Below are 25,254 nucleotides of genomic sequence, written 5' to 3'. Positions count from 1 at the left end.
ACGGATTTAAAAAATTTGGTTATTTCCCCTTGAATTCTGGTTTTCTTTTTTGCACAAAGGCACTTACCCCTTCGGTATAGTCTTGAGAAGAAGCCGCTTCTATCTGAAACTGCGATTCTAAGGCCAGTTGCTCATCTAAGTTGTTCACCAATGCGTGATTCAAAGCTTCTTTAGTCAATGCTAAAGCCTTTGTTGGCATGTCTCCCAATTTTACTGCAAGTTTATTTACTTCATCCTCAAAATCTTTGGTAGGGTAATATTTATAAATCATCCCAAGACGTTCGGCCTCTTGAGCATCTACTTTATCGCCGAGCATAGCTAATGCAGAAGCCTTTTGAAAGCCAATTAAACGCGGCAAGAAAAATGTACCAGCTGAATCTGGTATCAAGCCTATTTTACTAAAAGCCTGAATAAAAGCAGCTTGTTCTGAGGCCACCACAATATCACAAGCTAAAGCAATATTGGCTCCAGCTCCAGCGGCAACACCATTTACAGCAGCTAAAATTGGTTTAGGCGTCTCGCGAATAAGTTGAATAATAGGATTGTAATGCTCTTCTAAAATAGCTTTAAAACCAGGGTTTAAACTAGGATCTGTCACCTCTTTTAAATCTTGACCAGCACAAAAAGCTTTTCCTGAACCGGTTAACACAATAGCGCGAACCTCCGGATGGGTTGCAAGATTTTTTAATTCACTCTGCACAGCAAATGCCATTTCTCGATTAAAACTATTAAATACTTCTGGCCTATTTAGCCTAATGGTAGCTACTCTGTTTTTTATATCTACTTGAATGGTTTGACTCATTAATGGTATTATTTTATATTTTTCTTTAATTTTATTTTATTTCTATTGGGATTAGGTACCGTGAAAATTTATTTCAAATTGTCGCCCAATTTTTGATAATCTGGTAAACAAGGCAAAAATAAATTAGCTTAACATTTATTCAAAGCCAGTTTTATATCAAGCATTTGAAATAATCAAATGGCTCTCGGCAATCATCACATTTAAAAAGTGCTTTACAAGCTGTTGAACCAAATTGGCTTACCAAATGGGTGTTCTTAGATTGACATTGGGGACATTTTACTAATTTTTCTTCTCCTAAGAGCGCACGCTTATCTGCCGAAGCATCTAAAGGCGCAGCGATACCATATTCTTCTAAAGCTTTACGCCCCTCTGGGGTAATCCAATCTGTACTCCAAGCCGGTGATAAGACCAGCTCTACATCGCAAACATAGCCTGCATCCTCAATCGCCTTTTTAATATCATCGCCAATAACATCCATAGCAGGGCAACCGCTGTAAGTGGGGGTAAGTTTCACTGCAACGGCCTTATCTTTTAACCGGGCTTCACGAACCATTCCTAAATCTAAAATACTTAAAACTGGTATTTCTGGGTCTGGAACCTGCCGCAAAATAGGCTCTAAAATTGGATCTATGTAAACTGATTCTTGTTGCAAAACTACATCAATTGATTAGCTAAAAATTATTCATTAAAATATTAGTTACCATTTCATACCTGGGTAAGTTCGTTGCATATATTGCATGTCGCTCAATAAGTAACCCATATGCTCTGAGTGTATACCTTTTTTACCACCACGCTGATAGAACTCTAAAACTGGTAATTCTTCTAGAGTCGCCTCTATTAGAACTTTCTCTACAGCTTGCTTGTACTCCTCCTGCAGCTTTGCAATATCGACTCCGTATCCCAAATCAATAGCTTTTTCTTCGGGTTCATTTGGCTCAAAAAGCTCTTGAGTAAAAGGCCATAAATCATTAATAGCCTTCTGAATTTTTTCTTTACTTACCGATGTACCATCGCCTAATCGCAACACCCAGTCAGATGAAAATCGCTTATGATAGCTTACTTCTTTAATACTTTTCTTAGCAATAGCGCTTAGTGTTGCATCGTTACTGTTTTGCAGTTCGTTTAAAAACAAAAAATGATAATGATCAAATAAAAATTGTTTGGCTATCACATACGCAAAATTAGTATTGGGCTGCTCTACTAAGAGCACATTTTTGTACTCGCGCTCGGTTCTTAAAAAAGCTAAATCATCTTCTGTGCACGATTTCTCAGCTAGCTGTGCAGCATATTGAAAATAACTTCTTACCTGCCCAAACAAATCTAAAGCGATATTGGTACAAGCTATGTCTACCTCTAAGGTAGGTCCGTGCCCAGTTAACTCTCCCATTCTTTGCCCTAAGATTAATGAATTATCTGCAATGGTAAGTATGTAATCTATTTTATCTCCGTTTTCACGGAAGTCATGTTTTCTTAAACTCATGATTTTCAATTATCTAAAAATTGATTTTTATTTAGCTTTCGCGGATTTCACCCGTAAAAGTCTACATATGTTTTACCTCATCTGGTAAATCATAAAAAGTTGGATGCCTGTAAACTTTATCGGAGGCTGGTTCAAACAACTCTCCGTTGTCTTTAGGGTTTGAAGCTGTAATGTTCTTAGACTCCACTACCCAAATGCTTACACCTTCATTTCTTCGTGTATACACGTCTCTCGCATTTTCAAGTGCCATCTCTGCATCGGCTGCGTGCAAGCTACCAAAGTGACGGTGTTCTAATCCGTTTTTACTGCGTACAAAAACCTCCCAAAGAGGCCAGTTTTTTTTATTGTTTTTACTTTCTGACATATTTATTTTTTATGTAATCAAAGTTATTATTAAGCGAAAAAAAATTGCGTTTCTTTAATTTGAAAACTAGTTTAACCCCGAGGGTTTTACATTGTTCTACTAAGGTGTCTTTTTTTACCAACCTGTAAAAATCCGCTTTAAGCTTAGCTCAATAAATTTTATCCAGCTTGCTTCACTTTTCTTTCTGCTTTTTTCTCGGCATAAGCCATTGCAGCATCTCGCACCCATTCACCTTCTTCCCAAGCGTCAACACGGGTTTGTAAGCGCTCTTTGTTGCAGGGTCCGTGGCCCTTTACTACTTGCCAAAATTCATCCCAGTTTATAGGACCAAAATCATAATGACCACGCTCCTCGTTCCATTTTAAATCTGGATCAGGAATAGACAAACCTAAGATATTGGCTTGTGGCACAGTTTGGTCAATAAACTGCTGGCGCAATTCATCGTTTGTTTTACGTTTCAATTTCCACTTCATAGACTGCTCGGTATGGGTAGACATATCGTCTGTTGGGCCAAACATCATTAAACTAGGCCACCACCAACGGTTCAATGCATCTTGAGCCATTTCTTTTTGCTCTGGTGTACCATTAGCCAATGTAAGCATAATCTCGTAGCCTTGCCTTTGGTGAAAACTTTCTTCTTTACATACTCGCACCATAGCCCTTGCATAAGGACCAAAGGAAGTACTACAAAGCGGAACTTGGTTTATAATGGCTGCACCGTCTACCAGCCAACCAATAGCTCCTATATCTGCCCAGGTGATGGTAGGGTAATTAAATATGCTAGAGTATTTTGCTTTACCTGAGTGTAATTGCTCATAAAGTTCTTCCCTAGAAATACCTAAAGTTTCGGTTGCACTGTATAAGTATAATCCGTGACCAGCTTCATCCTGCACTTTGGCCAACAAAGCCACTTTTCTTCTTAACGAAGGTGCTCTTGTAATCCAATTTCCTTCGGGTAGCATACCCACAATTTCTGAGTGGGCGTGTTGAGACATTTGCCTTATGTGTGTTTTTCTATACTTCTCTGGCATCCAGTCTTTAGGCTCTATCTTTTCATCACGGGCTATTTTAGCTTCAAAAATAGCCTCTAAATTTTTAATTTCCTTTTCGCTCATAATCCTTTTTTTAGTTAAGAAGATAGTAATTATTGCAACAAATTACAAACTTTATTGGTTTTGTGTAAAGATGGTTTATACGTCAAAATCTACTTTTACTTTTTTAGTCTTGGGTACGGCTTGACAACTTAACACTAAGTTTTGTTGAATTTCATTTTCTTCTAAGGCATAATTAATTTTCATTTCAACCTCTCCCTCTAAAACTTGGCATTTGCAAGTACTACAAACCCCTCCTTTACAAGCAAAAGGTAAATCGGCCCCTGCTCCTAATGCCGCATCAAGCACGTTATCATATTCTTGTGTCATGGTAAAACTAAATTCTTTACCTCCATCGACAATGGTAACCTGTGTTCCCTCTACATTTCTTTTAGCTAAGCGTTTGGCACGTGCGATGTCCTCTTCTGAAAGACCACTCACAAACAGCTCAAAGTGAACTAATTCTTTTGGCAAGCCAGCTTTGATTAAATAATCACTTACATAATTCACCATGCTTTCTGGACCACATAAGAACACCTCACTTGTGTCTGGAATATCAATAAAAGTGCGTGTCAAAACCGCCATTTTCTCATCGTTAAACCTACCGTTAAACAACTCGATATCTCTGCGTTCTTGTGTTAAGAAGTAATAAATCTCTAACCGTCCAAAATATTGATTACGCAATTGCTCTAACTCCTCTTTAAAAATAATTGATTTTGCGGTTTTGTTTACATAAAACAGTTTACAGGTGGAGTTTGGCTCTAGTGCTAAGTGCGACTTAATCATGGATAAAATTGGAGTAATTCCACTTCCGGCAGCAAAAAACAAATAATTCTTAGCCTTTTCTTTTTGTACCGAAACACCAAATTTACCGCTAGGCGCCATCACCTCAAGTTCATCTCCTATTTTTAACTCCTGGTTGATATAAGTAGAAAAAACACCAGTAGGTATTTCTTTGACGGCTACACGCCATTCTTGTTCAACAGGGCTAGAACAAAGCGAGTATGAACGTCGCACATCTTCACCAGCAATATTTTTTTTCAAGGTCAAATGCTGACCTTGATTAAATTTAAATTCTGTTTTTAACTCCTCGGGAACATCAAATGTTACTACACTACAATCTGATGTTTCTTTATAAATATCTTTTACCTTTAATTTGTGAAATTTTGCCATATCTAGGTTTAATCTTCCTCACAAAACTAACGATTGTTAGTTTTGTATGCAAATTTCGTCAATTAATTTAACAAGACTCTAGTTTGCAATACTTTAACTACGAATACCCATTAGCAAAGTGGTGCACAAATCTCTTTTCACTTTCTCAAAATCTAACATTTTGTGTTTGGCGTACCATAAGTAAAAAGTGCGTAGGGTTGATAAAATAGAGAAAAGCATAATTTCTTGATCAATTGGCTTAAGCGCCTTTTCTCGTATACCTTGCCGTAGTAATGTTCTAAATTTCTCTTCGTATGCGTTCCGCATTTTTATGTATTGCTTCTTATCAACATCATTTAAATGCACCCAATCGTTATTCATACAAGCCAAAAACTCACTTTTCTCAAGTGTCAAATCAATATGCATGGTAATTATAGCTTCTAATTTTTGCAAGATTGGCCGAGATTCATCAAAAACTGAATTAATATGATTAGTAAATTCTACGCTCACTTCAAAAATTATGGCACCCAATATACTTTGTTTAGAAGGCAAATGATTATATATACTAGCTGCTTTAATTCCCATTTCTTGAGCTAAATCACGCATAGAAACGGCATTAAAACCTTTTTCTTTAAACAACAAGGCGGCTGTATTAATTATTTCTTGCTTTCTAGTAATAGGTGTCATCTTTATATTAATCACAAATGGCTCGAAATTTTTACGAACAGCATTTTAATTTGAATTAGGAGACACAAATTTATACTTTTAAAATTTGTTGGCTCCCACAGAGAATTATCTTTGTAGATAAATCAAGTATATCATCATGGCCGATACGTACCAAAGTAATCCCTTAATTGAGGCCTTACCTCCTCACTTAAAACAATTCATAAAACCACAAAATTATGAATCTTACACTCCTATTAACCAAGCGGTATGGCGTTATGTTATGCGAAAAAATGTTGATTATTTAAGTAAAGTAGCCCATTCTTCTTATTTAGACGGATTGAAAAAGACAGGAATCTCTATCGATGAAATTCCAAGTATGTATGGCATGAATCGCATTTTAAAAGATATTGGTTGGGCGGCTGTTGCCGTTGATGGTTTTATACCTCCCAATGCTTTTATGGAGTTTCAGGCTTACAAGGTGTTGGTTATCGCCTCAGAGATACGACAATTAGAAAATATTGAATACACTCCCGCACCAGATATTATCCACGAAGGTGCAGGACACGCACCAATTATTGCGAGCCCCGATTACGCAGAATATTTAAGACGTTTTGGAGCTATAGGCAGCAAAGCCATTGCTTCTGCACACGATATGGAAATGTACCATGCGGTGCGCGACTTATCTATTTTAAAAGAAAGTGATTACGCTTCCGCGGAAGCGATAAAAGAAGCCGAAAATAAAGTAGAACAACTACAAAAGAAAAAAGTAGAGCCTTCTGAAATTGCAAAAATAAGAAACCTGCATTGGTGGACCGTTGAATACGGCCTAGTTGGCAGCCTAGATAATCCTAAAATTTACGGAGCCGGACTTCTGTCTTCTATTGGAGAAAGCAAAAGTTGTATGCAACCTGAAGTAAAAAAGATACCGTATTCTATTGAAGCCGCCAAGCAAGATTTCGACATTACAAAACCTCAACCACAACTTTATGTTACGCCAGATTTCGCCTATTTGGCCGAGGTTTTAGAAGAATTTGCTGATGGCATGGCATTGAGAAAAGGAGGCCACAGAGGCTTAAAACGTCTAATTGACTCAAAATCAATTGGAACAATTGAATTGAGTACCGGAATTCAAGTTTCAGGAACCTTTACCCGAATGATAAAAAATGAAGAAAACGAAGTTGTATATTTTGAAACCCAAGGCCCTACAGCTCTAGCCAATCGTGATAAAGAATTAATAGGCCACGGCATTAACACTCACCACAATGGTTTTAGATCTCCTATTGGAAAATTAAAAGGCATTAACTTATCTATAGAAAATATGGGACCGCGTGATTTAAAGGCCTACAACTTTTACGACAATAAACGAATTGAATTTACTTTTGAAAGTGGAATCGTTGTTGAAGGACTTAATGTTACGGGTATTAGAAATTTAAAAGGTGAACTTATACTAATTCAATTTACAGATTGCACCGTCACCTATGGAGATGAAATTTTGTTTGCTCCAAAAGACGGCGACTTTTATTTGGCCGTTGGTAAAAAGGTGGTTTCTGCTTTTGCTGGAGCAGCAGACCCCTACTCTTTTGAGGCGACAATTCACGAACTCTCTACCTCACCAAAAGGTTTTAAAAAATCTAAAGCGCAAATAGAGCTAGAGCAATTATATCAAAAAGTAAGAAATATACGAGAGACAGGAGAAGAACAAGTGCAGCTATTGCTTATTTTAGAAAAGCTAAGACAAGATTACCCTTTAGATTGGTTGCTACCCCTAGAAATTTATGAGCTTGCTAAGCAGCTTAAGAATAACATCTTAAAAAACCATGCTCTTGATGCTTTAAATGAATTGAAGGTAAAACGTCCACAAATTAAACATCTTATTGAAGATGGCATGGGCTTGATTTAAAAAAGTATTTCTAGCTCTCTAGCCGATTGTACGGGCTGTTTGTAGTATTCTAAAGTCCAACCTAGACTTTGTGTTAATACAAAAATCTTTTGCAACTCGTTAATTAATCGCTCATCTGCGTTACTCATTAGGCTTGATGCTTCAATTTCATTTTGCAGTTTACGGGTTATACGTTTTTTTATGGTGTTGTAATCTTTTGCCTCAAACTTATTAAGATAATCTGCAGATATATCGTAATAATCAAAATCGGGATAAATACTTAATTCAGGTTCTGGTATACGGGTTATACGCAACACTTGCGTTCTGGGGTTTACTTCATAAGAAAGTTGGTTCAAGTCATAGCTTACTGTAGCTTTGGCGTTAACCGCTACTAACGCTTTTTTACGCGCTTCTACACCTAAAAAAACGTCTTTACTCGATTCATAAGTATAAATCTGAGCATAGTTGCCTTCGGTAACTATAAGCTTGCTCACGTTTTTTATTTGCTTTTCAAGTAGTTGACTGGTTTGCAATAGCTCTAACTTTTCATCTTCTTGAGATTTAAAATACCAATATGAAAGTAATAAGGCCGCACAAACCAAGAAGCCCAAAACAAATTTTCTCATAGTCAATTTTTGTTCTAAAATACAAATTTAGACGCTAATTAACCTTGCGAGCAATCACGAATTACTATTGCTGACCAATAATTAAATAGCATTTAAATTTATCAACTTCAAAATTAAATATAAGATTTAAACAAATATAAAAGTTAAGTAACTTAAGTTACTAGCATAAAAAGAAACATTGCTTTACTTTGACAAAAAAAGAAATGGGTATTTTAAATTTATTATTCGGTAACAAAAGTAAAATGATTCAAGACTTTAAATCACGTGGCGCTATAATTATTGATGTTCGCTCGGCGGGCGAATATGCAAATGGTGCTATTCCAGGATCAAAAAATATTCCGCTACAGCAAATCGGTCAACATATTCAAAAGATCAAAAATTACAATAAACCGATTATTACCTGTTGTGCTAGCGGTATGCGCTCTGAGAGTGCGGCAGGGATTTTAAAAAGCAAAGGCATTGAATGTATAAATGGTGGCGGTTGGCATAAATTATATACGCTACTCAATCCGTAAAGCGCATAAAACCATATTGGTTTTGCAAAGCCTCAATGTCTTGTTTAAGTTTTTGTAAAAAGTTTTGATGCTGTTTACTTTGAGGGTTAAAAGCTTTATGCTCAAGTCTTTTTTGTACTGAATCTACTTTTTTCATGGTCTCAAACGCATTAGGATTTATCCAGGTTTGCATAAAACGCTCCCAAATATATTCTATCGCCAGTGACGATGGATGAAGCATGTCTTTTGAGTAAAAGCGGTAGTCTCTCAATTCATCTAGCATAATTTCATAAGAGGGAAAATACGAAGCCTGCGGCCAAGTTGGCAGCAAATCGTGTATGGCTGTTATCAATTGAGCTTTACTATAATTATTTTCAACCAAACCGTCTTTCATGTGTCTTACTGGCGAAACGGTAAATATTACTTTTACATCTTTACGGATGGCATTGCAATAATTCATTATGCGTTTGAGACTAGCTAAAATAGCATCAGATTTAACACAAGATTTTGTGAAGTACTTTTGAGGTACTTTATGACAATTGGCCACATATTGATCGTTCTCAAGATGACGGTAAATATAAGCTGTACCTAAGGTAATCACAATATGAGTGGAGTTTTGTAAATATTCTTGTGTGTTCCTAAGTGCTGAATTTAATTTTAACAATAAGTCATCTTGTGATTGCGTACTTTTCAATCTACTATGCGCCTCAAAGCAATACCAAGTGTCATTATAACAAAAAACATCTTGCGCGGTAAATAAATCGTTTTGTGTGGCCCTTAAGAGCAATTTTTCAATACCAAAAGGATGAAATAAAATACCTAAGGGATTTTGAAGGTTTTGAAACCTAAAACGATCAAACTGAAGCCCTATATTTTCGGAAAAACACGAACCCAAAAGCAGTATTTTAGAGCCATAATCAATTTTTGGTTGCTGCGCTAAAATACTGATAGGGGTCTGTAGTTTCATGGCATTATATTTTATCGACAATACTCACGGCTAATCTATGTAAGTTTTTGCAGCGGATAAAGCCTCTGCTAAACCTGATGGGTTTTTACCCCCAGCGGTAGCAAAAAAGACTTGACCACCACCACCTCCTTGGATAAACTTGCCCAAGTCTCGAATAATCTTTCCTGCATTTAGCTCTTTTTCTTCGGCTAATTTTTTATCGATATAAATAGACAATAAGGCTTTACCATTCTGTTTAGATCCAAGCACTAAAAACAATTGTTCAACTTCTCCTGCCAGTTGAAAAGATAAATCTTTCATCGCCGCAGCATCTAAATTTACAGTAGTAGCTAAAAAATTAATACCATTTACTTGTTGCAGAGCGGCTTTTAGGTTTGTTTTTGCTGCTGCTGCTTTCTCCTTTTTAAGCTGCTCAATCTCCTTTTTAAGTTGGGCATTCTCATTTTGAAGGTTTTCAACAGCTTTTAAAGGTTCTTTGCTGTTTTTCACCAATTGCTTTAAAGCGTTAAATTGATTGCTTTGCTCGTTCAAAAAGTCTTTTGCCGCATCTAGAGTAATGGCTTCAATTCGTCTAACCCCAGCAGCAACCGCTGATTCTGATACTATTTTGAAATGCCAAATTTGACTTGTATTTGAAACGTGAGTACCTCCGCAAAGTTCAAAAGAATTACCAAATTGAATTGTTCGCACCGTATCTCCATACTTTTCACCAAATAACGCCGTAGCTCCTTGCTCAACCGCTTGAGCAAAGGGTACATTTCTACCTTCAACTAAATCGAGTTCTTCGTAAATACGCGCATTAACAAACTGTTCAATCTCTTCTAATTGCTCGTGACTTACTTTACTAAAATGAGAGAAATCAAATCTTAAATAAGCAGGGTGTACCAAAGATCCTTTTTGCTCTACGTGCTCACCTAATACATTTTTTAATGCTTGATGCAATAAATGTGTTGCACTATGGTTAGCAGCTGCATTTAATCTATGTTGATTATTTACCGTAGCAGTAAAGGTAGCATGCAGATCTTGCGGTAAGTGCTTAGAGATATGAATAATTAAGTTATTCTCTTTTTTAGTATCAATTATATAAGTAAGGTTTCCATTTGGCTCTTCAAGGTAACCTTTATCACCAACTTGACCTCCACCTTCTGGATAAAAAGGCGTTAAATTAAAAACCAGTTGATACAACTTCCCTTCTTTTTTGCTTTCCACCTGACGGTAACGGGTTAATTTAACTTGTGTTTCTAGGTAATCATATCCTATAAATTCCTCCTCATCATCTTGTCTAAGTATAACCCAATCACCTGCGGTACTTTGTGCAGCAGAGCGCGAACGTTCTTTTTGTTTACTCAACTCGCTCTCAAATTCATTAATATTAAGGCTCAGCCCTTTTTCTTCCAAAATTAGGGCGGTTAAATCTATAGGAAAACCATAAGTATCGTACAATTCAAAAGCTTTCTTACCTGAAATCTCCTTTGATTGCGCTTGATTTATTATACTTTCTAACAGATTTAAGCCTTGATCTAAAGTTTTTAAGAATGAGTTCTCTTCCTCTTTAATAACGTTTTCGCACAAGTGTTGTTGCTTTTTAATTTCTGGAAAAGTTTCACCCATTTGGTTGCTTATTACGGCTACCAATTTATAGATAAAAGCTTCTTTGGTATTTAAAAAGGTAAATCCGTAACGAATAGCCCTTCTTAAAATTCTACGTATTACATAACCAGCACCAGTATTACTAGGCAATTGCCCATCGGCTATAGCAAAACTAACCGCTCGAACATGATCTGCAATTACTCTTATGGCAATATCTGTCTGTTCCGTTTTTTGATAGGTTGCACCAGTAATGGTTTCAATTTCTTGAATAATGGGCATAAATACATCCGTATCATAATTAGATTGCTTGCCTTGCATAACCATCGCCAAACGCTCAAAACCCATTCCTGTATCAATATGCTTTGCGGGTAACTCTTTAAGGCTACCATTAGCCATTCGGTTATACTGTATAAAAACCAAGTTCCAAATTTCAACTACTTGAGGGTGATCTTGGTTTACCAAATCTTTGCCTGGAATTTTGGCTTTTTCTTCATCCGATCGGATATCTACGTGAATTTCTGAGGCAGGTCCGCAAGGACCTTGATCACCCATCTCCCAAAAATTATCTTTTTTATTTCCTAACAAAATACGCTCTTCAGCAATATGTTTTTTCCACAAATTAAAAGCTTCCTCATCTTTCTGAATTTGATCCTCCTCATCGCCTTCAAAAACAGTTACATATAAATTCTCGGGTGCTATTTTCAATTCAACGGTTAAAAATTCCCAAGCCCAAGCAATTGCATCTTCTTTAAAATAATCACCAATACTCCAGTTACCTAACATCTCAAACATAGTATGGTGGTAAGTATCTTTACCTACTTCTTCTAAATCATTGTGTTTACCACTTACTCGCAGGCACTTTTGCGTATCAGCTATTCTCGTATACTTGGCCGTGGCGTTACCTAGAAAATACTCTTTAAATTGGTTCATCCCCGCATTGGTGAACATCAAGGTAGGATCATCTTTCATCACCATAGGTGCAGAGGGTACAATCTCGTGATTTTTGGATTTAAAAAAGTTTAAAAATCTACTGCGTATTTCTTGTGATTTCATAGGCTTTGCTGCTCTTGGCTTATAATTTTTAGCGTACTTTTGAAACAATGTTTATCTTTGTTCGTTATTAAGGTTGAACATATCAACTCAAAACGTTTGCAAAAATAGCATAATTTCAAACAATGTCGAAGGTAAAATATTATTACGACAACGAAAGTTTGTCGTATAAAAAGATAGAACGAAAACCAGGTAGGAGAATTGGGCTAATTGCATTGGGGATTGCGAGTTCTTTTTTGGCGGGCTTTATTTTATTGATAATCTATTTTAATATCCCGCAAATTGAGACGCCAAAAGAGAAAGCACTCAAACGTGAACTCAATAATTTAAAAATTCAATATTCGGTTTTAAATAAAAAAATTGATTTAGCGCAAGAGGTGCTAGCCGATGTGCAGCATCGTGACAACAATATTTACCGGGTTTATTTTGAAGCCAATCCAATTCCCGAAGAACAGCGCAAAGCAGGATTTGGTGGAGTAAACCGATACCAATACCTCAATGGATTTGATAATTCAGATTTGATTATTGAGACGCATAAAAAAATGGACATCTTGCAGAAACAAATAGTTGTGCAGTCCAAATCTCTAGATGAAATCGTGAAATTGGCCAAAGAAAAAGAAAAATTACTTACAGCCATTCCGGCCATACAACCTATAAAAAACGAAAATTTAACACGCATGGCTTCAGGCTACGGAATGCGTATGCATCCCATTCTCAAATACCGCAAAATGCATAATGGTATGGATTTTACGGCAAAAAAAGGAACCGACGTATTTGCTACAGGTGACGCTACGGTTAAAAAAGCCAGAAGAAGCAGAGGCTTTGGTAATTTAATTATTCTTGACCATGGCTTTGGCTACGAAACGTATTATGCCCATCTTAGTGCTTTTGAGGTTCGGGAAGGTCAAAAAGTTAAAAGAGGCGAGGTGATCGGCAAGGTAGGAAACACCGGTTTATCAACAGGAGCGCATTTGCACTATGAGGTGCATAAAAACGGAAAGGTTGTTAATCCTATAAATTATTACCATGGCGATTTAACGGCAGAGGAATATGATATTATGTTAAACCAATCTACCTTAGAAAATCAATCTTTAGACTAATGGCGGTTGAGTTACCCAAAAAATTGTACTATGGCATTGGCGAGGTGGCCGAAGCCTTTGAAGTGAACACTTCACTTATCCGCTTTTGGGAGAAAGAATTTGACATCTTAAAGCCAAAAAAAAATGCTAAGGGAAACCGCAAATTCACTCCCGAAGACATTAAAAATCTAGAAAAAATTTATCATCTTGTAAAAGAACGCGGATTCACTTTAGAAGGAGCTAAAATTCAGCTTAAAGCTGAAAAAAGCAAGCCACTAAACAACTATGAAATGATTAAGCGTCTTAATCATATTAAAGAACAATTAATTCAAATAAAAAATCAACTTTAAACAAAAGAAATCATGAAAAAATGGTTAATTCCCGTTATTGTAATCGCCATTATTGGCTTCATAGCTTATTCGTTATTTGGCGGAACGTATAACACAGCTGTTGAAAAACAAGAAGAAGCCAAAACCGCTTGGTCTAATGTAGAAAATGCTTACCAAAGGAGAAATGACCTTATACCTAACTTGGTAAATACGGTAAAAGGTGCGGCAGATTTTGAACAAGAAACACTTACCCAGGTTATTCAAGCTCGTGCTAAAGCTACCTCGGTAAATATAGATGCAGATAACCTCTCTCCAGAGGCCATTGCTAATTTTCAACAAGCTCAAGGCGGATTAAGTTCTGCATTATCAAAATTATTAGTGAGTGTAGAACGCTACCCAGAATTAAAAGCTACTCAAAATTTCCAGCAACTTCAGTCTCAGCTAGAAGGAACAGAAAATCGTATCAACGTAGAAAGAAATCGGTATAATGAAGCGGTAAAATTATACAACACCTTCATTAGAAAATTTCCTAACAATTTAATTGTTGGCTTTTTTGGGTTTGATAAGATGGCTCCATTTGAAGCAGTTGAAGGTGCAGAACAAGCTCCTACTGTAGAATTTTAATCCGCATTTTTCATGGCTATTCAGCTTTTTACCCAACAAGACGAAAATGAAATTATCAATGCGATAAAGGCAGCCGAGAAGGACACTTCTGGCGAGATACGCGTGCATCTAGAAAGTAAATGTAAGGGTCCTGCATTTGAAAGAGCCAAGGAGGTTTTTGAAAAACTTGAGATGCACCAAACCGAACAAAAAAATGGAGTTCTGTTTTATGTTGCTCTTGAAGATCATTTATTTTATATTCTAGGCGATCAGGGAATTAACGACCGTGTTGAAGCAAATTTTTGGGAGTCAACCAAAGAATTGGTCATTGAGCATTTTAAAAAGGCTGAATTTAAACAAGGATTAATAGCTGGTATTTTAAAGGCCGGTGAGCAATTACAAAACTATTTCCCCTATCAGGCAGATGATGTAAATGAATTGCCTGATGAAATCTCTAAAGGTAAATAATGTTCAACAAAAAACAGATCTTTCAGTATATTCTTTTAATAGGCTTTTTATTGCCTACCCACTATGGTTTGGCACAGCTTAATCTACCAGCCAAACCCAAGGTTGCAACTAGTGTCTACGATGCTGCAGAGCTTTTAAGTCCATCAGAAGAATCTGCTTTAGAACAGAAGCTCATTAAGTATGCCGATACAACCTCAACCCAAATTGTTGTAGCTACTATAAACACCTTAAACGGAGAGTACATTGGCACTTTTGCCGCCGAGTGGGCCCATAAATGGGGTATTGGAGACAGTAAAAAAGACAATGGCTTGCTCATTTTAATGGCAAAAAAAGAACGCAAACTATGGATTACCACCGGTTATGGCCTTGAACAATATTTAACCGATTACCGAACAAAGGAAATTATAGACCAAATCATTATCCCGCATTTTAAACGAGGTAATTTTTATGCCGGTTTAGATGCTGGCACCACTGCTGTTATGCAAGTACTAAATGGCACTTACAAAGCGCCGAAAAAAAGATCCAGCTCAGGAAATTCTGGTGTTGGATTTTTTATAATTATTTTCTTTATCGTGATTATTATACTCTCTGTCATTAAGAATCGTAATGGGGGAGGCAGAAACGGAGGCCGTAAATCTGGCACAGATTCATTACTTGACATTCTTATTCTAAGCAGTATGGGGCGCGGTTTTGGTGGAGGTTCTTCTGGCGGTTTTGGTTCAGGAGGAGGCTTTGGCGGTGGCGGTTTTGGTGGCGGCTTCGGCGGAGGCGGTTTTGGCGGTGGTGGAGCCGGCGGCAGCTGGTAAAAATCAATTCGTCTTAATTATCAAGCTTTTAATCAATTTTAAGAAAGGATTTTCATTAAATTTTTCGGGATTAGTCAGTTTAGTTGTAATTTTCGGCAACTAACTAACAATCTTTAATTATGAAAACTAATCCACCACAGGAATTACGGGTGCAATCACTCGGATTCACTTTTAAACGAAAATCAAGCAGTTTTATCACTTGGATGAAAGAATTAACCTCATCTAACCCGTATTATGCCAACAAAGCTCTATTTCACAAAGAGATGAATTTATGATTTAGCCTTTGTTTTTACCAAATTTATCTAGCTTAAAAGTCAAGCTGAACATCATATATCTCTCTAAAACCAACTCTTGGGTGTCTTGAATAAAGTCTTCACCGGTTTGTCTGCGAGTAGCTATATTTTGGTCTAAAACATCAAAAACTTTGACTCTAAAGGTAGCTTTTTCATCAAAAAATTGGTAGCCTAGGCTCATATTCCATAAAATAAAATTATTGGTAAAGCCTGGGCTTACATTTCCTAGGCGCTGGTAGGATATGTCATTTCCAAAAATGAGATTTTTGGGCCAGAAGCTAGTTACTTCAACGCCAATATCATGATTTACAAAACGCTCATTACTGCGAGTAGGCAAACTGTATTTAGCATTTCGGAAATTTAGTTCGTAATAAGGGGTAAGCTGTAGAATATCTGTAAAATCAACATCTAACTTTATACTTGGCGATAACCGTGAGTCTTTGGTAACAAACTCAACTGCATTACTAAAACCAACGTCTCTACTAAAGGCACCGCTTAAACCCAAACGGAGTTTTAAATTGTAAAACTCTTTTTTAGAAAACATAAAGCTATAATTAGCACCCCCAAATGCAGAATATGCACCATTCACATTGGTGTAACTGGTTTCACGAATCAGTTCTTCATTGGTCTGACTAATGCTGGTTACTTTATCTTGTATAAAATCTGCACCAGCATAGGTATATAAACCCGATTTAGTTTTGTAGTTATAATTATTAAAGCTAAAGTAAAAATTATGAGTTAAATTTGGTTTCAAATTGGGGTTACCTTGTATAATGTTTAACGGGTTTGTTCTATTTTCAACCGGTTGCAGTTGACTGATACTTGGTGCGTTTTGTTGACTCTCGTAATTGAAATAAACAGAAGCCGCTTGGTTTATCTTGTATCTTAAATAAAGGTCTGAATAAAAGTTAGTAAAATTACTCTCAAAACGATTGCCGTTAAAATGATCTTTATTGGTTAAACTAAGTTGTTCTACCCCAGCAGATAGTGAGGCCCTTAATTTTTTACTCCGGTAAACCATACCTAAACTGGGTCGATGCTTTAAACTGCTGGTTTTGAAATCATTACTTAAGTCTAGCAAAAAATCTTTAGTGCTATTATCGTAAACCAAACGCTCATTTATAGACTTTGAGTAATTGAGGGTATATTCTACATCTAAGAAGATTTTTTTGCGTAAAGCTATGCGTGCGCCAAGCCCGGTATTAAAAGTTTTCGCATCTGAATTTTCTTTAATGCGCTGGTCTTGTAAATCTGTATCGGAAACACCTCCATTATCATCAAAAATTTGTCGCAGTGAATAAAACAATTGTTGATTATCTGTAGTATTATTGGTGTAGTTAAGATTAACATTTACATAACTTCCCAGCGTATCTAGTCTTCGGCTAGCACCTAACCTAGCGGCAAAATTGAGTTGTTCTACCTCGGTATCATTTCTTGTTTCTGCTTGGTTTAAAACGGCAAAATCCTCTTTAAAGGATTTGGTTTCAGAATCGCTTTGTGACTTTCCTTTGTTGTAAGAGAAATTAGGACGAAACGAAATCCGCGTAAGCGAGTCTGGGCGAAAACTAAGATCAAAACTTGCGCGATGATTATCGTTTTCCCGTTTAGAAATAGAACTTGACTCATTAAAAAAAATGCGATCGGGTAATATGTTCTCTCGGTTAATTTTTGTTTTAGTATCGGTACTGCTGCGATTAAAAAAGTAATCTGTCTCCAGTTCTGTTTGCTCTGCCCATTCTTCTACTAGGTTAAAACCAGCGTTGTAGGTTTGGGTAATCCCCGAGCCACCCCCTCCAAAAGAGTTTCCATTAATACTAAAACTGCCATTGCTACTGCGTGAAATACTATATGCGTTTCTCCCCATAGCATCATAAATTTCATCGAAACTAAAGCCTGAAGAGTTAATATTATTAGACCCTCCCAATACACTTAAGCGAAAATTATTTTTAAAATAATTGGCAATTCCACTTGCTTCGTAACGGTCTTTCGTACCTATACCCGCGGTGATTCGTGCGAAATAACCTTTATTTTTATCTTCGTCTATGGTTATATTAAGCGTCTTATTTTGACTATCACCTTCTTTACCTGTAAATTCTTCGGTTTTTGTTTTGGTGTCTACCACTTGGATTTTGTTGATAAGTTCTTTAGGTAAATTTTTAGTGGCTATCTTGGGGTCGTCACCAAAAAAAGACTTACCATTCACTAGAATCTTAGCAACCGGTTTACCGTTGATACTGATTTCACCTGCGTTGTTAACACTTACTCCAGGTAATTTTTTAAGCACGTCTTCAAGGTTTGCATTTGCCTTTGTTTTAAATGAAGCGGCATTAAACTCCAAGGTATCTGTCTTTACCGTAACCGGTGCTGCTTGCGCTTGAACTAATACCTCCTCTAAGGTTTTGTCATCAATTTTCATTTGCAAGTTATTGAAACTCCAGTTACTTTGCTTTTTTAAGTCTAGTAATTGCTTTATCGGTAAAAATCCAGTGTAGCTAACAAACAAGAATAAACTATCGTTTTGTACTTTTCCTGCAATTTCAAATCCGCCCTCCTGATTACTAAGGGTATAATCTACTAAAGTACCATTGGGCTCTTCTATATATACAGTAGCCGACTCCAAGGGCATCTCATTATCATCGATTAAACTTCCTTCTACTAGAAAGTCATGGTATTCTTGCGCAAAACTCATTGAGCCTAAAAATAGAATAAAAAGTACTAAAATGCGCCTGTGTTTTAAGTGCTTAGTAGGCATATCGATTATTTAAGATAAAAATAATACAATTTACAATAAAATATTTAAAACCATGATAAGGGTAACCACTATATAAAAACCGTTTTAAAAAGAATCTTGATATCTAAAGTCAAACTATAATTCTCCAGGTAATACTTGTTTAATCTAATTTTTTCGGGCCAAATCACTTCACGGTTGTAAGCAATTGGGTCATTTTGAAGCGCTAGGAGTTTTTCTTCATTTTTAAAAGCCAAGGTGGCCAAGCCCGTAATGCCTGGTTTTAGCAATAATATTTTAGCATCATCACCAGTAAGATTATCGGCAAATCCTGGTACATCTGGCCTTGGCCCTACCAAACTCATTTGGCCTAGCAGCACATTAAACAGTTGTGGTAGCTCATCAATTTTATATTTCCTTAAAAATGCACCAATACCTGTAATACGAGGATCCCGAGCTGTGGTTACCGAAGTTTCAACCCCCTCGATTCTGCGCATACTCCTTAATTTTAAAATATAAAATTCTTTACCAAATTGACCTATTCGCTTGCTTCTGTAAATTCCACTTTGTTTGGTACTCCAACTGGCTAAAATAAAACCTAAAACCAGAATTGGAAAAAGTAGACCAATGCCCACCAGAGAGGCTATTAAGTCAATACCCCGTTTCACCCATTTTTCGCTAGAACTTAATTTATCTTTCATTATGTTTTCGATTCCGCGAAAAGCGTAATTGCCTAAAACTGATTTTATCGTACACTAAGCCGCTTATAATTAAAAATAACCCCATTAAAGTAGGTAATCCTATTGGCTCTCTTAAAATTAAATAGATGACTACAAGCGACAAAAAAGGAACCAAATACACCAACTTACTCACTCCCGCAGCAGAATATGATTTTTTAAGTGCAATAGACCAAATTATAAAAGTGATGCCCATTTCAAACAATCCCACATATACTGCACTCCACAAACCTACACCATAATCCATTGTGAAGTCTGAAAAGAAGTAAATACTAATTGCAATATAGACAAAGCCAAAACAGAAATTAAGGAATAATTTACTCAATTCTTCACGCTCATCTTTAATATTAAAAATCCAGAATGCAGCCCAGATAATTGCCGACCCCAACCCAAACATAACTCCTTGTAAATTTGAAAAGGACAAGTTCACCAAATTACCACGTGTGGCAATAATTAGAACCCCTACAAAACTAATGCCTATAGCCAATAAATTTTTTGGTGTCATCTTTTGCTTTAAAAGCGGAATGGCTAATAGACTAAACATTATGGGCCAAGTATAATTAAGTGCTTGTGCCTCTTGAGCCGGCAGTAAATCGTAAGCTTTAAAAAGTACGATATAATACAAAAAGGGATTTATTCCACCGTATAAAGCTGACTTAAAGATAGCTTTAGCGGGGAGTTTAAAGAGTTGAAAGAATCTCTTCTTTACTACCAATATTATACCCAAAACCAACACTGCTGTTCCAGATGACCAGAAGAGTAATTGTAAATAGTCAAAACTAACTAGGGCAAGTTTCATGCCTGTCGCTACGGTACTCCATAGTAAAACCGCTATTCCGGCATAAGCCATAGCCTGCTTTTGATTTTTCATGGGGCTTACTTTAGTAGAATAAATGTAATGGATTAATAAACAGCTAGCAAACGAATTTTTTATTTTTAAGCCCAATGCTTTAATAAAGCACTAATTTTAAAAACACCTGAATCGGTTCCTATATCTGCTCCATAACTCAAACTGCAAAAAAACTTCGTGAGAGCCACTGCTGTACTTGCTTAAAGTGGTAGTTTCATAATCATAAGCATAACCTAAAGTCAATTCGTCTGTGATACGAAAACCCGCCAAAGCAGTAAAGGCTGCGTTTAATCGATAGGATGCACCAAGGTTCCAACGCTCTAAAAAATAAATATTCATAGACAAATCTACTGCTAAAGGTGCACCACTAACTGCTTTAATTAAAAAGGCGGGTTTTAATTGAACTTCGTTCTCAAGAGGAAACACATATCCGCCTAAAAAATAAATATGAGCTTTATTGGTATAGGTAGAGACACTTACTTCGTTAAATTTTTTTGTATGCAAAAGATTTGGAGATGAAACTCCTAAGTAGCCTTCATCTGTATATAAAAAAGCTCCTAAACCCAAAACAGGTGAAAACTCAGACAAATTAGCTAAGTATGGATCGTTAATATCGGCAATGGTAAGTTTATGTAAAGCTAGGTCTAAATTCTCTGCACCTGCTTTAATACCAAGCGATAAACGTATGTCTTCACCACGATCTAAGGGTAAGATATAAGCAAAATTTACACTGAAAGATTTCTGGGTGGAGATTCCTATTCGGTCCTGCGTAAAATCAAGCCCTAAATTAGCTAAACTAGTTAGCCCTAAAGGACTATGTGCAGAGAAGTTAAAGGTTTCGGGAGCACCCTCAACACCTACCCACTGGTTACGATAAATACTTGATACTGTAAGCACTTCTCGCGAGCCAGTATACCCCGGATTAATACTCATTGGGTTATACATATATTGCGTGAATTGCGATTCTTGCTGGGCAGCGCAAGCATACCAACATAATAAAACCAAAATGAATAAGTAAAAATTTTTCATAGGCTTAATTTAAGTTGAACTTAAATGTATGTAACCCATTTTTTTATGGATTTGATTCTCATTATACTGATACTCTAAAACGTAAAAATAAGTTCCCGATGGCAATTTACTGCCCTCTCGAACGGTGAGCCTTCCCGTACTATAACCGTCAAAAACATGACCCGCTAAACCATAGGTATCGGTTTCGAATACTTTTACCCCCCATCTATTAAAAATTTGGACTTTTAAGTTTTTAGCACAGCCAGGATTATCATTAATAATCTTCAAGTAATCGTTAAAACCATCTTGATTGGGTGTAACTGCGTTATACACCACAATATCACATGGGTTAATTTCATTAAATTTCATCAAGGCCAAAGTATAAATGCCAGCCTTATCAATTGTGGTAGACACTGTTTTGGCATCTATATCAACCATCCCCCCTAGGTCTACCCAAGCATTCAATCGCTCATTCCATCTTACAATATGAACCGCTTCTCCTTGATTTATATGATTTAAAATGTAGCTGGGTGTGGTTGAATTATCATAGCTTAAGCTTAATACCGCTTCTGCTGGATTGTAAATTTTTACTTCCCAATATTCTGTATGACTAATGCGGTTAATGAGTCCCTCCTTTTTTTGCCTATCGTATAAATCGCCTGCATCCTCAAAAAAATAAGTCGATTCTACAATATTTTCTATGGGAAGTTGACGCAGGCTTGCTGGTCTATAATAAGATTTATGACCTATAGGAAAAATAAAATCTTCTTTCCCAAACTTAAAAACCGTACCATCCACATGGCTCGAATGACTAGCATTTCTTGCAATTGCTTCATTTAAAAAATTGATCTGGGCTTCGCTTTCCCGATTTTCTAATACGCCAAGTTGAAAATAAGCTTGGTTATAGATATTCATTTCCGCTTCAAGCGAAAATGCTATCTCCGGTGTAATATTGTCTAAATACAAGTTGTTAATAGCTAAAAAGTCTCCCTTGAGTCTTTGTAGTTTGTTACCCACCAAACGAATAGTTCCGGTATTTTGGTAAAAATCAAATTTACTTTGATTATAAATATCTCCATAAAAATTAGATCGGCCATCGTTGTAAAAAGAGGCTGAGGGCTCATTAGAAAAATCACTCACTGTAGAGAAAGTGGTTTGCTCACTTACATACAGCATACCGGTATTAACAGTTTGAGCAGTAAGAAAAATGGGATGTAAGAAAACCCAGAGTATAAGCAATATTTGAGTTGCATACTTCATTTGCTTAATCTTTAACTTTTGTGGGTAAATGCGGATTTACCAAAGCTGGTTTTACCACATACATAATATGATCTTCTACTTCTCCTTTTAATAGCGTAGCTTCTGGGGTTAAAACACCATAATAATTATCTGATAAGCGTAAACGCATATAGGTAGGCAGTATTTTAACATCAGGAGGTACCGTCCAACTGAGAGTAGTTGAACCTACGCCTGCGGGTAGACTTTGCATAACGCCCTCCTGAGGCTCGAAAACACCATTAACGTTAAAGTCTATCCAAGCCTGCAAATAAGAATCTTTTATTGTCGTGTAGGGCACTTGAAGGCTAAAAATTTCGCCTGCTTTATAATTATAATTTATATAGTGAAATCGTTTTAAGAAAGGAGGCAAAACATCTTCCTCGTCGGCAATTCCGCCATCATTGTCATCAGCCAGTGCGTCGAGACTATATTGTGAGTTGGCTTCTGGATCTGGTGCAACAGAACCAATAAAACTTCTGTTGGTTTTAGGGATTTCATTGGCCGAATTATAAGTTGCTGTATTCAAATCTACCGTAGTACCCAAAGCGATTTGATCGGATGTAAATTCGGAATAATCAATTATATGCAAAGCCTCGCCATAACTGGCTGGTGCATCGCCTCTATCTAATTCGGGCATTAGTAAACCCAAGGCAATTGCGGTTAAACCTGCTCCTTTAACCGATACATTAAAGGTAACTTCATAGTTGTTTGCTTGCGTATCGTAGGCAGTTTGATTAAAACTAAGTATAGAAATAGCTGCGGTATTATTATCATTTCCATTAAAGAATCGAACTTGTTGCAAACCTCCTTGCATCGTCTTCTCTAATTGATAAGGTCCTGCACCTATATTTTTTTGTAATTCAGTTACATTCCAAACACCATCGGCACTAGCTTTTAACTCTTCGGTTTGCGATAAAGATTCTGCATCGGCAACCACCAACCCCTTAATCCTGACAGGATTTCCATCTAAAGAAGCTTGACACCTAACCGTAAACGTAACGGTAGTTCCACTTTGTGCGTTGATTAATCCTGCAACCATTTGATTGTTAGCTCCAGGGCCTCCTATGTGATATAAATCATCCATGGAGTCACCCGTATAATTACCCGGAATATAACTTTTTAAAGAGGCAGGCGGACTTATATTCTCAATGGTAGCTTGTAGGCAAAAATATTTATTAGCACTTAAAGGTATGGATGCGTATGAAGTTTCTCCTTCGCCTAAAATTTGATTGCTTTTACCGTAAGTATCTGCAATAGTTTTAGCTCCCCAAGTTAGCCAAATTATTCGGTTGGTATAACTCCCTGTGCCGCCAGTGGCAAAAGTTGAAGTAACTAAATTACCAGAATAGCACTGAGCACTTATAGTATTGCTTGTTAGCAAGACAAACCCAAGAATAAAAATTAGTGGATTACGCATGGACTATGGTTTTACTTCAAATACAATGTTCATAAAAGTTGCTTCGGTCACAGCCGATGTAGGATAAACGTCATAAGTAAGTACGCCAGAGTCTGAAATACTTACATTATAAAATACACTAGAATCATAATACGTAATATAATAATTAAACTCCGTGGCGGGCAAAACAGGTAGTGCATTTCCAGCATTTGCCGTGTTAGTAATAAAGTTAGTATTAGTTACACCCGTAAATTGGCTATGGTATTTATTGTATAGATCTACAGTACCATAGATCTCGCCCGCAGGGACTTGGTCTGAGGATGTGGGCAATAAAATAGCAGGCATATAAAAAAATCTAGGCATAGCGGCTTTAACTTGTTTTAAAACTCCATTTGCATCTAAAACCATAATGTTATGCGTGGGCGAATCGCCTTTTTCTAAACCGGTTATGGATAAGGTATTGACTCCAGTGGTTCCCAACGTGGTAGGCTTAATTAAATTTCCTCCCAATTGAAAGTGATTAGCAGATTGACTAATACCATTATCCGCCGTATAATTTATATTGATTGTGGTACCGTCTGAATTCGTAACAGAATAAGAGCCGTCTCCATTATTCACTACTGAGGTGGTATTGGCATCAAAGGTTAGTTGCGTGCCGTCTACCGCCGTGTGGGTAAAGGTACCGTCGCCATTATCTTGCAAAGTATCGGTGTTGTTTTGTAGTAGATTGATGATTTCCGTGTAAACGTCGCCTTGATTCTGAATGTTGGTCACTACATCGGCTATTACATCAATGGTCATTGTTGCGCCGTTGGCATTGGTAAATGTGTAAGTACCATCGTTGTTGTTTACATAGGTAGTGGTATTGGCATCGAAAATGAGCTGGGTGCCGTCTACCGCCGTGTGGGTAAAGGTACCGTCGCCATTATCTTGTAAAGTATCGGTGTTGTTTTGTAGTAGATTGATGATTTCTGTGTAAACATCACCTTGATTCTGAATGTTGGTCACTACATCGGCTATTACATCAATGGTCATTGTTGCGCCGTTGGCATTGGTAAATGTGTAAGTGCCATCGTTGTTATTCACATAAGTAGTGGTATTGGCATCGAAAATGAGTTGGGTGCCGTCTACGGCCGTGTGGGTAAAAGTACCGTCGCCATTATCTTGCAAAGTATCGGTGTTGTCTTGTAGCAAATTGATGATTTCCGTGTAAACGTCGCCTTGGTTCTGAATGTTGGTCACTACATCGTTGATGACATCAATAGTCATTGTTGCGCCATTGGCGTTGGTGAAAGTGTAAGTGCCGTCATTGTTGTTGACGTAGGTGGTGGTATTGGCATCAAAAATAAGTTGCGTACCGTCTACAGCCGTATGGGTAAAAGTACCGTCACCATTATCTTGCAAGGTATCGGTGTTGTTTTGTAGTAGATTGATGATTTCCGTGTAAACGTCGCCTTGATTCTGAATGTTGGTCACTACATCGGCTATTACATCAATGGTCATTGTTGCGCCGTTGGC

Annotated in this window: 25 protein-coding genes; 8 read left to right on the top strand and 17 right to left on the bottom strand. The window is 36.9% G+C overall.

The genetic code is table 11. From position 1 onward, the window contains the following. Positions 1–19: 19 nt before the first annotated feature. The 7 genes from ACH2AZ_RS09270 to ACH2AZ_RS09240 form a co-directional block, all read right to left on the bottom strand. A complete protein-coding gene (locus tag ACH2AZ_RS09270; protein ID WP_394907623.1) occupies positions 20–802 on the bottom strand; it encodes an enoyl-CoA hydratase-related protein in 783 nt (260 codons plus the stop codon). A 151-nt stretch (positions 803–953) separates the two neighbouring features. Continuing rightward, positions 954–1,454, bottom strand: a complete 501-nt coding sequence (paaD, locus tag ACH2AZ_RS09265; RefSeq protein WP_379042816.1) for a 1,2-phenylacetyl-CoA epoxidase subunit PaaD — start codon at positions 1,452–1,454, stop codon at positions 954–956. A gap of 45 nt (positions 1,455–1,499) precedes the next feature. Next, the gene (gene paaC, locus ACH2AZ_RS09260) at positions 1,500–2,282 is read right to left on the bottom strand and encodes a 1,2-phenylacetyl-CoA epoxidase subunit PaaC (RefSeq protein WP_394907622.1); all 783 of its coding nucleotides are present in this window, start codon (positions 2,280–2,282) and stop codon (positions 1,500–1,502) included. Positions 2,283–2,343: 61 nt separating this feature from the next. Continuing rightward, positions 2,344–2,646 carry a 1,2-phenylacetyl-CoA epoxidase subunit PaaB gene (paaB, locus tag ACH2AZ_RS09255; protein ID WP_147861523.1) on the bottom strand — a complete coding sequence of 101 codons (303 nt, stop codon included), beginning with the start codon at positions 2,644–2,646 and terminating at the stop codon, positions 2,344–2,346. Between the two features lie 158 nt (positions 2,647–2,804). Continuing rightward, positions 2,805–3,761 carry a 1,2-phenylacetyl-CoA epoxidase subunit PaaA gene (gene paaA, locus ACH2AZ_RS09250; protein ID WP_379042823.1) on the bottom strand — a complete coding sequence of 319 codons (957 nt, stop codon included), beginning with the start codon at positions 3,759–3,761 and terminating at the stop codon, positions 2,805–2,807. Between the two features lie 75 nt (positions 3,762–3,836). After that, positions 3,837–4,910 (bottom strand): 2Fe-2S iron-sulfur cluster-binding protein, encoded by a 1,074-nt coding sequence (locus ACH2AZ_RS09245; protein ID WP_394907621.1) that lies wholly within the window; start codon positions 4,908–4,910, stop codon positions 3,837–3,839. A 93-nt stretch (positions 4,911–5,003) separates the two neighbouring features. Next, the gene (locus ACH2AZ_RS09240; RefSeq protein ID WP_394907620.1) at positions 5,004–5,576 is read right to left on the bottom strand and encodes a TetR/AcrR family transcriptional regulator; all 573 of its coding nucleotides are present in this window, start codon (positions 5,574–5,576) and stop codon (positions 5,004–5,006) included. A 136-nt stretch (positions 5,577–5,712) separates the two neighbouring features. Between ACH2AZ_RS09240 and ACH2AZ_RS09235 the strand changes: the two genes are divergently transcribed. Further along, positions 5,713–7,455, top strand: coding sequence for an aromatic amino acid hydroxylase (locus ACH2AZ_RS09235; RefSeq protein WP_394907619.1), 1,743 nt, complete (start codon positions 5,713–5,715; stop codon positions 7,453–7,455). Here ACH2AZ_RS09235 and ACH2AZ_RS09230 read toward each other — a convergent pair. Then, positions 7,452–8,060, bottom strand: a complete 609-nt coding sequence (locus tag ACH2AZ_RS09230) for a DUF4230 domain-containing protein (RefSeq protein ID WP_394907618.1) — start codon at positions 8,058–8,060, stop codon at positions 7,452–7,454. The two genes, ACH2AZ_RS09235 and ACH2AZ_RS09230, sit on opposite strands and share 4 nt — an antisense overlap. A 188-nt stretch (positions 8,061–8,248) precedes the next feature. On the opposite strand from ACH2AZ_RS09230, the gene ACH2AZ_RS09225 reads away from it, so the two are divergent. Continuing rightward, entirely contained in the window at positions 8,249–8,575 is a 327-nt protein-coding gene (locus tag ACH2AZ_RS09225; protein WP_394907617.1) for a rhodanese-like domain-containing protein, read from the top strand. On the opposite strand, the gene ACH2AZ_RS09220 is transcribed toward ACH2AZ_RS09225, so the two are convergent. Together ACH2AZ_RS09220 and alaS are read right to left on the bottom strand one after the other, a co-directional pair. Continuing rightward, complete coding sequence (locus ACH2AZ_RS09220; RefSeq protein WP_394907616.1) at positions 8,565–9,521, bottom strand: GSCFA domain-containing protein; 957 nt, start codon at positions 9,519–9,521, stop codon at positions 8,565–8,567. The genes ACH2AZ_RS09225 and ACH2AZ_RS09220 overlap by 11 nt on opposite strands. Before the next feature lie 30 nt (positions 9,522–9,551). Next, entirely contained in the window at positions 9,552–12,164 is a 2,613-nt protein-coding gene (alaS, locus tag ACH2AZ_RS09215; RefSeq protein WP_394907615.1) for an alanine--tRNA ligase, read from the bottom strand. A 122-nt stretch (positions 12,165–12,286) separates the two neighbouring features. Here alaS and ACH2AZ_RS09210 point away from each other — a divergent pair, with 122 nt between their 5' ends. From ACH2AZ_RS09210 to ACH2AZ_RS09185, 6 genes are all read left to right on the top strand, one after another. Next, on the top strand, positions 12,287–13,261 hold the full coding sequence (locus ACH2AZ_RS09210; protein WP_147861532.1) for a M23 family metallopeptidase: 975 nt from the start codon (positions 12,287–12,289) through the stop codon (positions 13,259–13,261). Then, a complete protein-coding gene (locus ACH2AZ_RS09205; protein ID WP_394907614.1) occupies positions 13,261–13,590 on the top strand; it encodes a MerR family transcriptional regulator in 330 nt (109 codons plus the stop codon). Before ACH2AZ_RS09210 ends, ACH2AZ_RS09205 begins: the two co-directional genes overlap by 1 nt. A 12-nt stretch (positions 13,591–13,602) precedes the next feature. Then, a complete protein-coding gene (locus ACH2AZ_RS09200) occupies positions 13,603–14,193 on the top strand; it encodes a LemA family protein (RefSeq protein WP_394907613.1) in 591 nt (196 codons plus the stop codon). Between the two features lie 12 nt (positions 14,194–14,205). After that, complete coding sequence (locus ACH2AZ_RS09195; RefSeq protein WP_394907612.1) at positions 14,206–14,640, top strand: TPM domain-containing protein; 435 nt, start codon at positions 14,206–14,208, stop codon at positions 14,638–14,640. Next, a complete protein-coding gene (locus ACH2AZ_RS09190; protein WP_394907611.1) occupies positions 14,640–15,446 on the top strand; it encodes a TPM domain-containing protein in 807 nt (268 codons plus the stop codon). Before ACH2AZ_RS09195 ends, ACH2AZ_RS09190 begins: the two co-directional genes overlap by 1 nt. A gap of 119 nt (positions 15,447–15,565) precedes the next feature. Then, positions 15,566–15,721: a hypothetical protein gene (locus ACH2AZ_RS09185; protein ID WP_379042861.1), complete on the top strand. Its 156-nt coding sequence runs from the start codon at positions 15,566–15,568 to the stop codon at positions 15,719–15,721. A 1-nt stretch (position 15,722) separates the two neighbouring features. Here the strand turns inward: ACH2AZ_RS09185 and ACH2AZ_RS09180 are convergent, their stop codons facing one another. The 7 genes from ACH2AZ_RS09180 to ACH2AZ_RS09150 all read right to left on the bottom strand — a co-directional run. Beyond that, entirely contained in the window at positions 15,723–18,491 is a 2,769-nt protein-coding gene (locus tag ACH2AZ_RS09180; RefSeq protein ID WP_394907610.1) for an outer membrane beta-barrel protein, read from the bottom strand. 68 nt (positions 18,492–18,559) lie between these two features. Then, the gene (locus ACH2AZ_RS09175) at positions 18,560–19,168 is read right to left on the bottom strand and encodes a sugar transferase (RefSeq protein ID WP_394907609.1); all 609 of its coding nucleotides are present in this window, start codon (positions 19,166–19,168) and stop codon (positions 18,560–18,562) included. Next, on the bottom strand, positions 19,158–20,075 hold the full coding sequence (locus ACH2AZ_RS09170) for a DMT family transporter (protein ID WP_394907608.1): 918 nt from the start codon (positions 20,073–20,075) through the stop codon (positions 19,158–19,160). The genes ACH2AZ_RS09175 and ACH2AZ_RS09170 overlap by 11 nt, the downstream gene beginning before the upstream one ends. 96 nt (positions 20,076–20,171) lie before the next feature. Continuing rightward, positions 20,172–21,083: a type IX secretion system membrane protein PorP/SprF gene (locus ACH2AZ_RS09165; RefSeq protein WP_394907607.1), complete on the bottom strand. Its 912-nt coding sequence runs from the start codon at positions 21,081–21,083 to the stop codon at positions 20,172–20,174. Between the two features lie 9 nt (positions 21,084–21,092). After that, the gene (locus tag ACH2AZ_RS09160; RefSeq protein ID WP_394907606.1) at positions 21,093–22,322 is read right to left on the bottom strand and encodes a gliding motility-associated C-terminal domain-containing protein; all 1,230 of its coding nucleotides are present in this window, start codon (positions 22,320–22,322) and stop codon (positions 21,093–21,095) included. 4 nt (positions 22,323–22,326) lie between these two features. After that, positions 22,327–23,757, bottom strand: coding sequence for a CshA/CshB family fibrillar adhesin-related protein (locus tag ACH2AZ_RS09155; protein ID WP_394907605.1), 1,431 nt, complete (start codon positions 23,755–23,757; stop codon positions 22,327–22,329). Between the two features lie 3 nt (positions 23,758–23,760). Beyond that, the coding region (locus ACH2AZ_RS09150; protein WP_394907604.1) for a chitin-binding domain-containing protein at positions 23,761–25,254 on the bottom strand (1,494 nt) is incomplete at its 5' end.

Source organism: uncultured Mesonia sp. (assembly GCA_947499595.1).
GTDB classification, from domain to species: Bacteria; Bacteroidota; Bacteroidia; order Flavobacteriales; family Flavobacteriaceae; genus Mesonia; species Mesonia sediminis.
Note: the sequence above shows the minus strand (reverse complement) of the source record. Positions and strands in the feature narration are given on the sequence as shown.

Bases quoted from the DNA above. Each gene is read 5' to 3' on its own strand.
- paaC (WP_394907622.1), bottom strand. From the start codon at position 2,282: ATGAGTTTAAGAAAACATGACTTCCGTGAAAACGGAGATAAAATAGAT.
- ACH2AZ_RS09180 (WP_394907610.1), bottom strand. From the start codon at position 18,491: ATGCCTACTAAGCACTTAAAACACAGGCGCATTTTAGTACTTTTTATT.
- alaS (WP_394907615.1), bottom strand. From the start codon at position 12,164: ATGAAATCACAAGAAATACGCAGTAGATTTTTAAACTTTTTTAAATCC.
- ACH2AZ_RS09210 (WP_147861532.1), top strand. From the start codon at position 12,287: ATGTCGAAGGTAAAATATTATTACGACAACGAAAGTTTGTCGTATAAA.
- ACH2AZ_RS09170 (WP_394907608.1), bottom strand. From the start codon at position 20,075: ATGAAAAATCAAAAGCAGGCTATGGCTTATGCCGGAATAGCGGTTTTA.
- ACH2AZ_RS09245 (WP_394907621.1), bottom strand. From the start codon at position 4,910: ATGGCAAAATTTCACAAATTAAAGGTAAAAGATATTTATAAAGAAACA.
- ACH2AZ_RS09160 (WP_394907606.1), bottom strand. From the start codon at position 22,322: ATGAAGTATGCAACTCAAATATTGCTTATACTCTGGGTTTTCTTACAT.
- ACH2AZ_RS09235 (WP_394907619.1), top strand. From the start codon at position 5,713: ATGGCCGATACGTACCAAAGTAATCCCTTAATTGAGGCCTTACCTCCT.
- ACH2AZ_RS09165 (WP_394907607.1), bottom strand. From the start codon at position 21,083: ATGAAAAATTTTTACTTATTCATTTTGGTTTTATTATGTTGGTATGCT.
- ACH2AZ_RS09175 (WP_394907609.1), bottom strand. From the start codon at position 19,168: ATGAAAGATAAATTAAGTTCTAGCGAAAAATGGGTGAAACGGGGTATT.
- ACH2AZ_RS09195 (WP_394907612.1), top strand. From the start codon at position 14,206: ATGGCTATTCAGCTTTTTACCCAACAAGACGAAAATGAAATTATCAAT.
- ACH2AZ_RS09190 (WP_394907611.1), top strand. From the start codon at position 14,640: ATGTTCAACAAAAAACAGATCTTTCAGTATATTCTTTTAATAGGCTTT.
- paaB (WP_147861523.1), bottom strand. From the start codon at position 2,646: ATGTCAGAAAGTAAAAACAATAAAAAAAACTGGCCTCTTTGGGAGGTT.
- ACH2AZ_RS09185 (WP_379042861.1), top strand. From the start codon at position 15,566: ATGAAAACTAATCCACCACAGGAATTACGGGTGCAATCACTCGGATTC.
- ACH2AZ_RS09200 (WP_394907613.1), top strand. From the start codon at position 13,603: ATGAAAAAATGGTTAATTCCCGTTATTGTAATCGCCATTATTGGCTTC.
- ACH2AZ_RS09270 (WP_394907623.1), bottom strand. From the start codon at position 802: ATGAGTCAAACCATTCAAGTAGATATAAAAAACAGAGTAGCTACCATT.
- paaA (WP_379042823.1), bottom strand. From the start codon at position 3,761: ATGAGCGAAAAGGAAATTAAAAATTTAGAGGCTATTTTTGAAGCTAAA.
- ACH2AZ_RS09240 (WP_394907620.1), bottom strand. From the start codon at position 5,576: ATGACACCTATTACTAGAAAGCAAGAAATAATTAATACAGCCGCCTTG.
- ACH2AZ_RS09205 (WP_394907614.1), top strand. From the start codon at position 13,261: ATGGCGGTTGAGTTACCCAAAAAATTGTACTATGGCATTGGCGAGGTG.
- ACH2AZ_RS09220 (WP_394907616.1), bottom strand. From the start codon at position 9,521: ATGAAACTACAGACCCCTATCAGTATTTTAGCGCAGCAACCAAAAATT.
- ACH2AZ_RS09155 (WP_394907605.1), bottom strand. From the start codon at position 23,757: ATGCGTAATCCACTAATTTTTATTCTTGGGTTTGTCTTGCTAACAAGC.
- ACH2AZ_RS09230 (WP_394907618.1), bottom strand. From the start codon at position 8,060: ATGAGAAAATTTGTTTTGGGCTTCTTGGTTTGTGCGGCCTTATTACTT.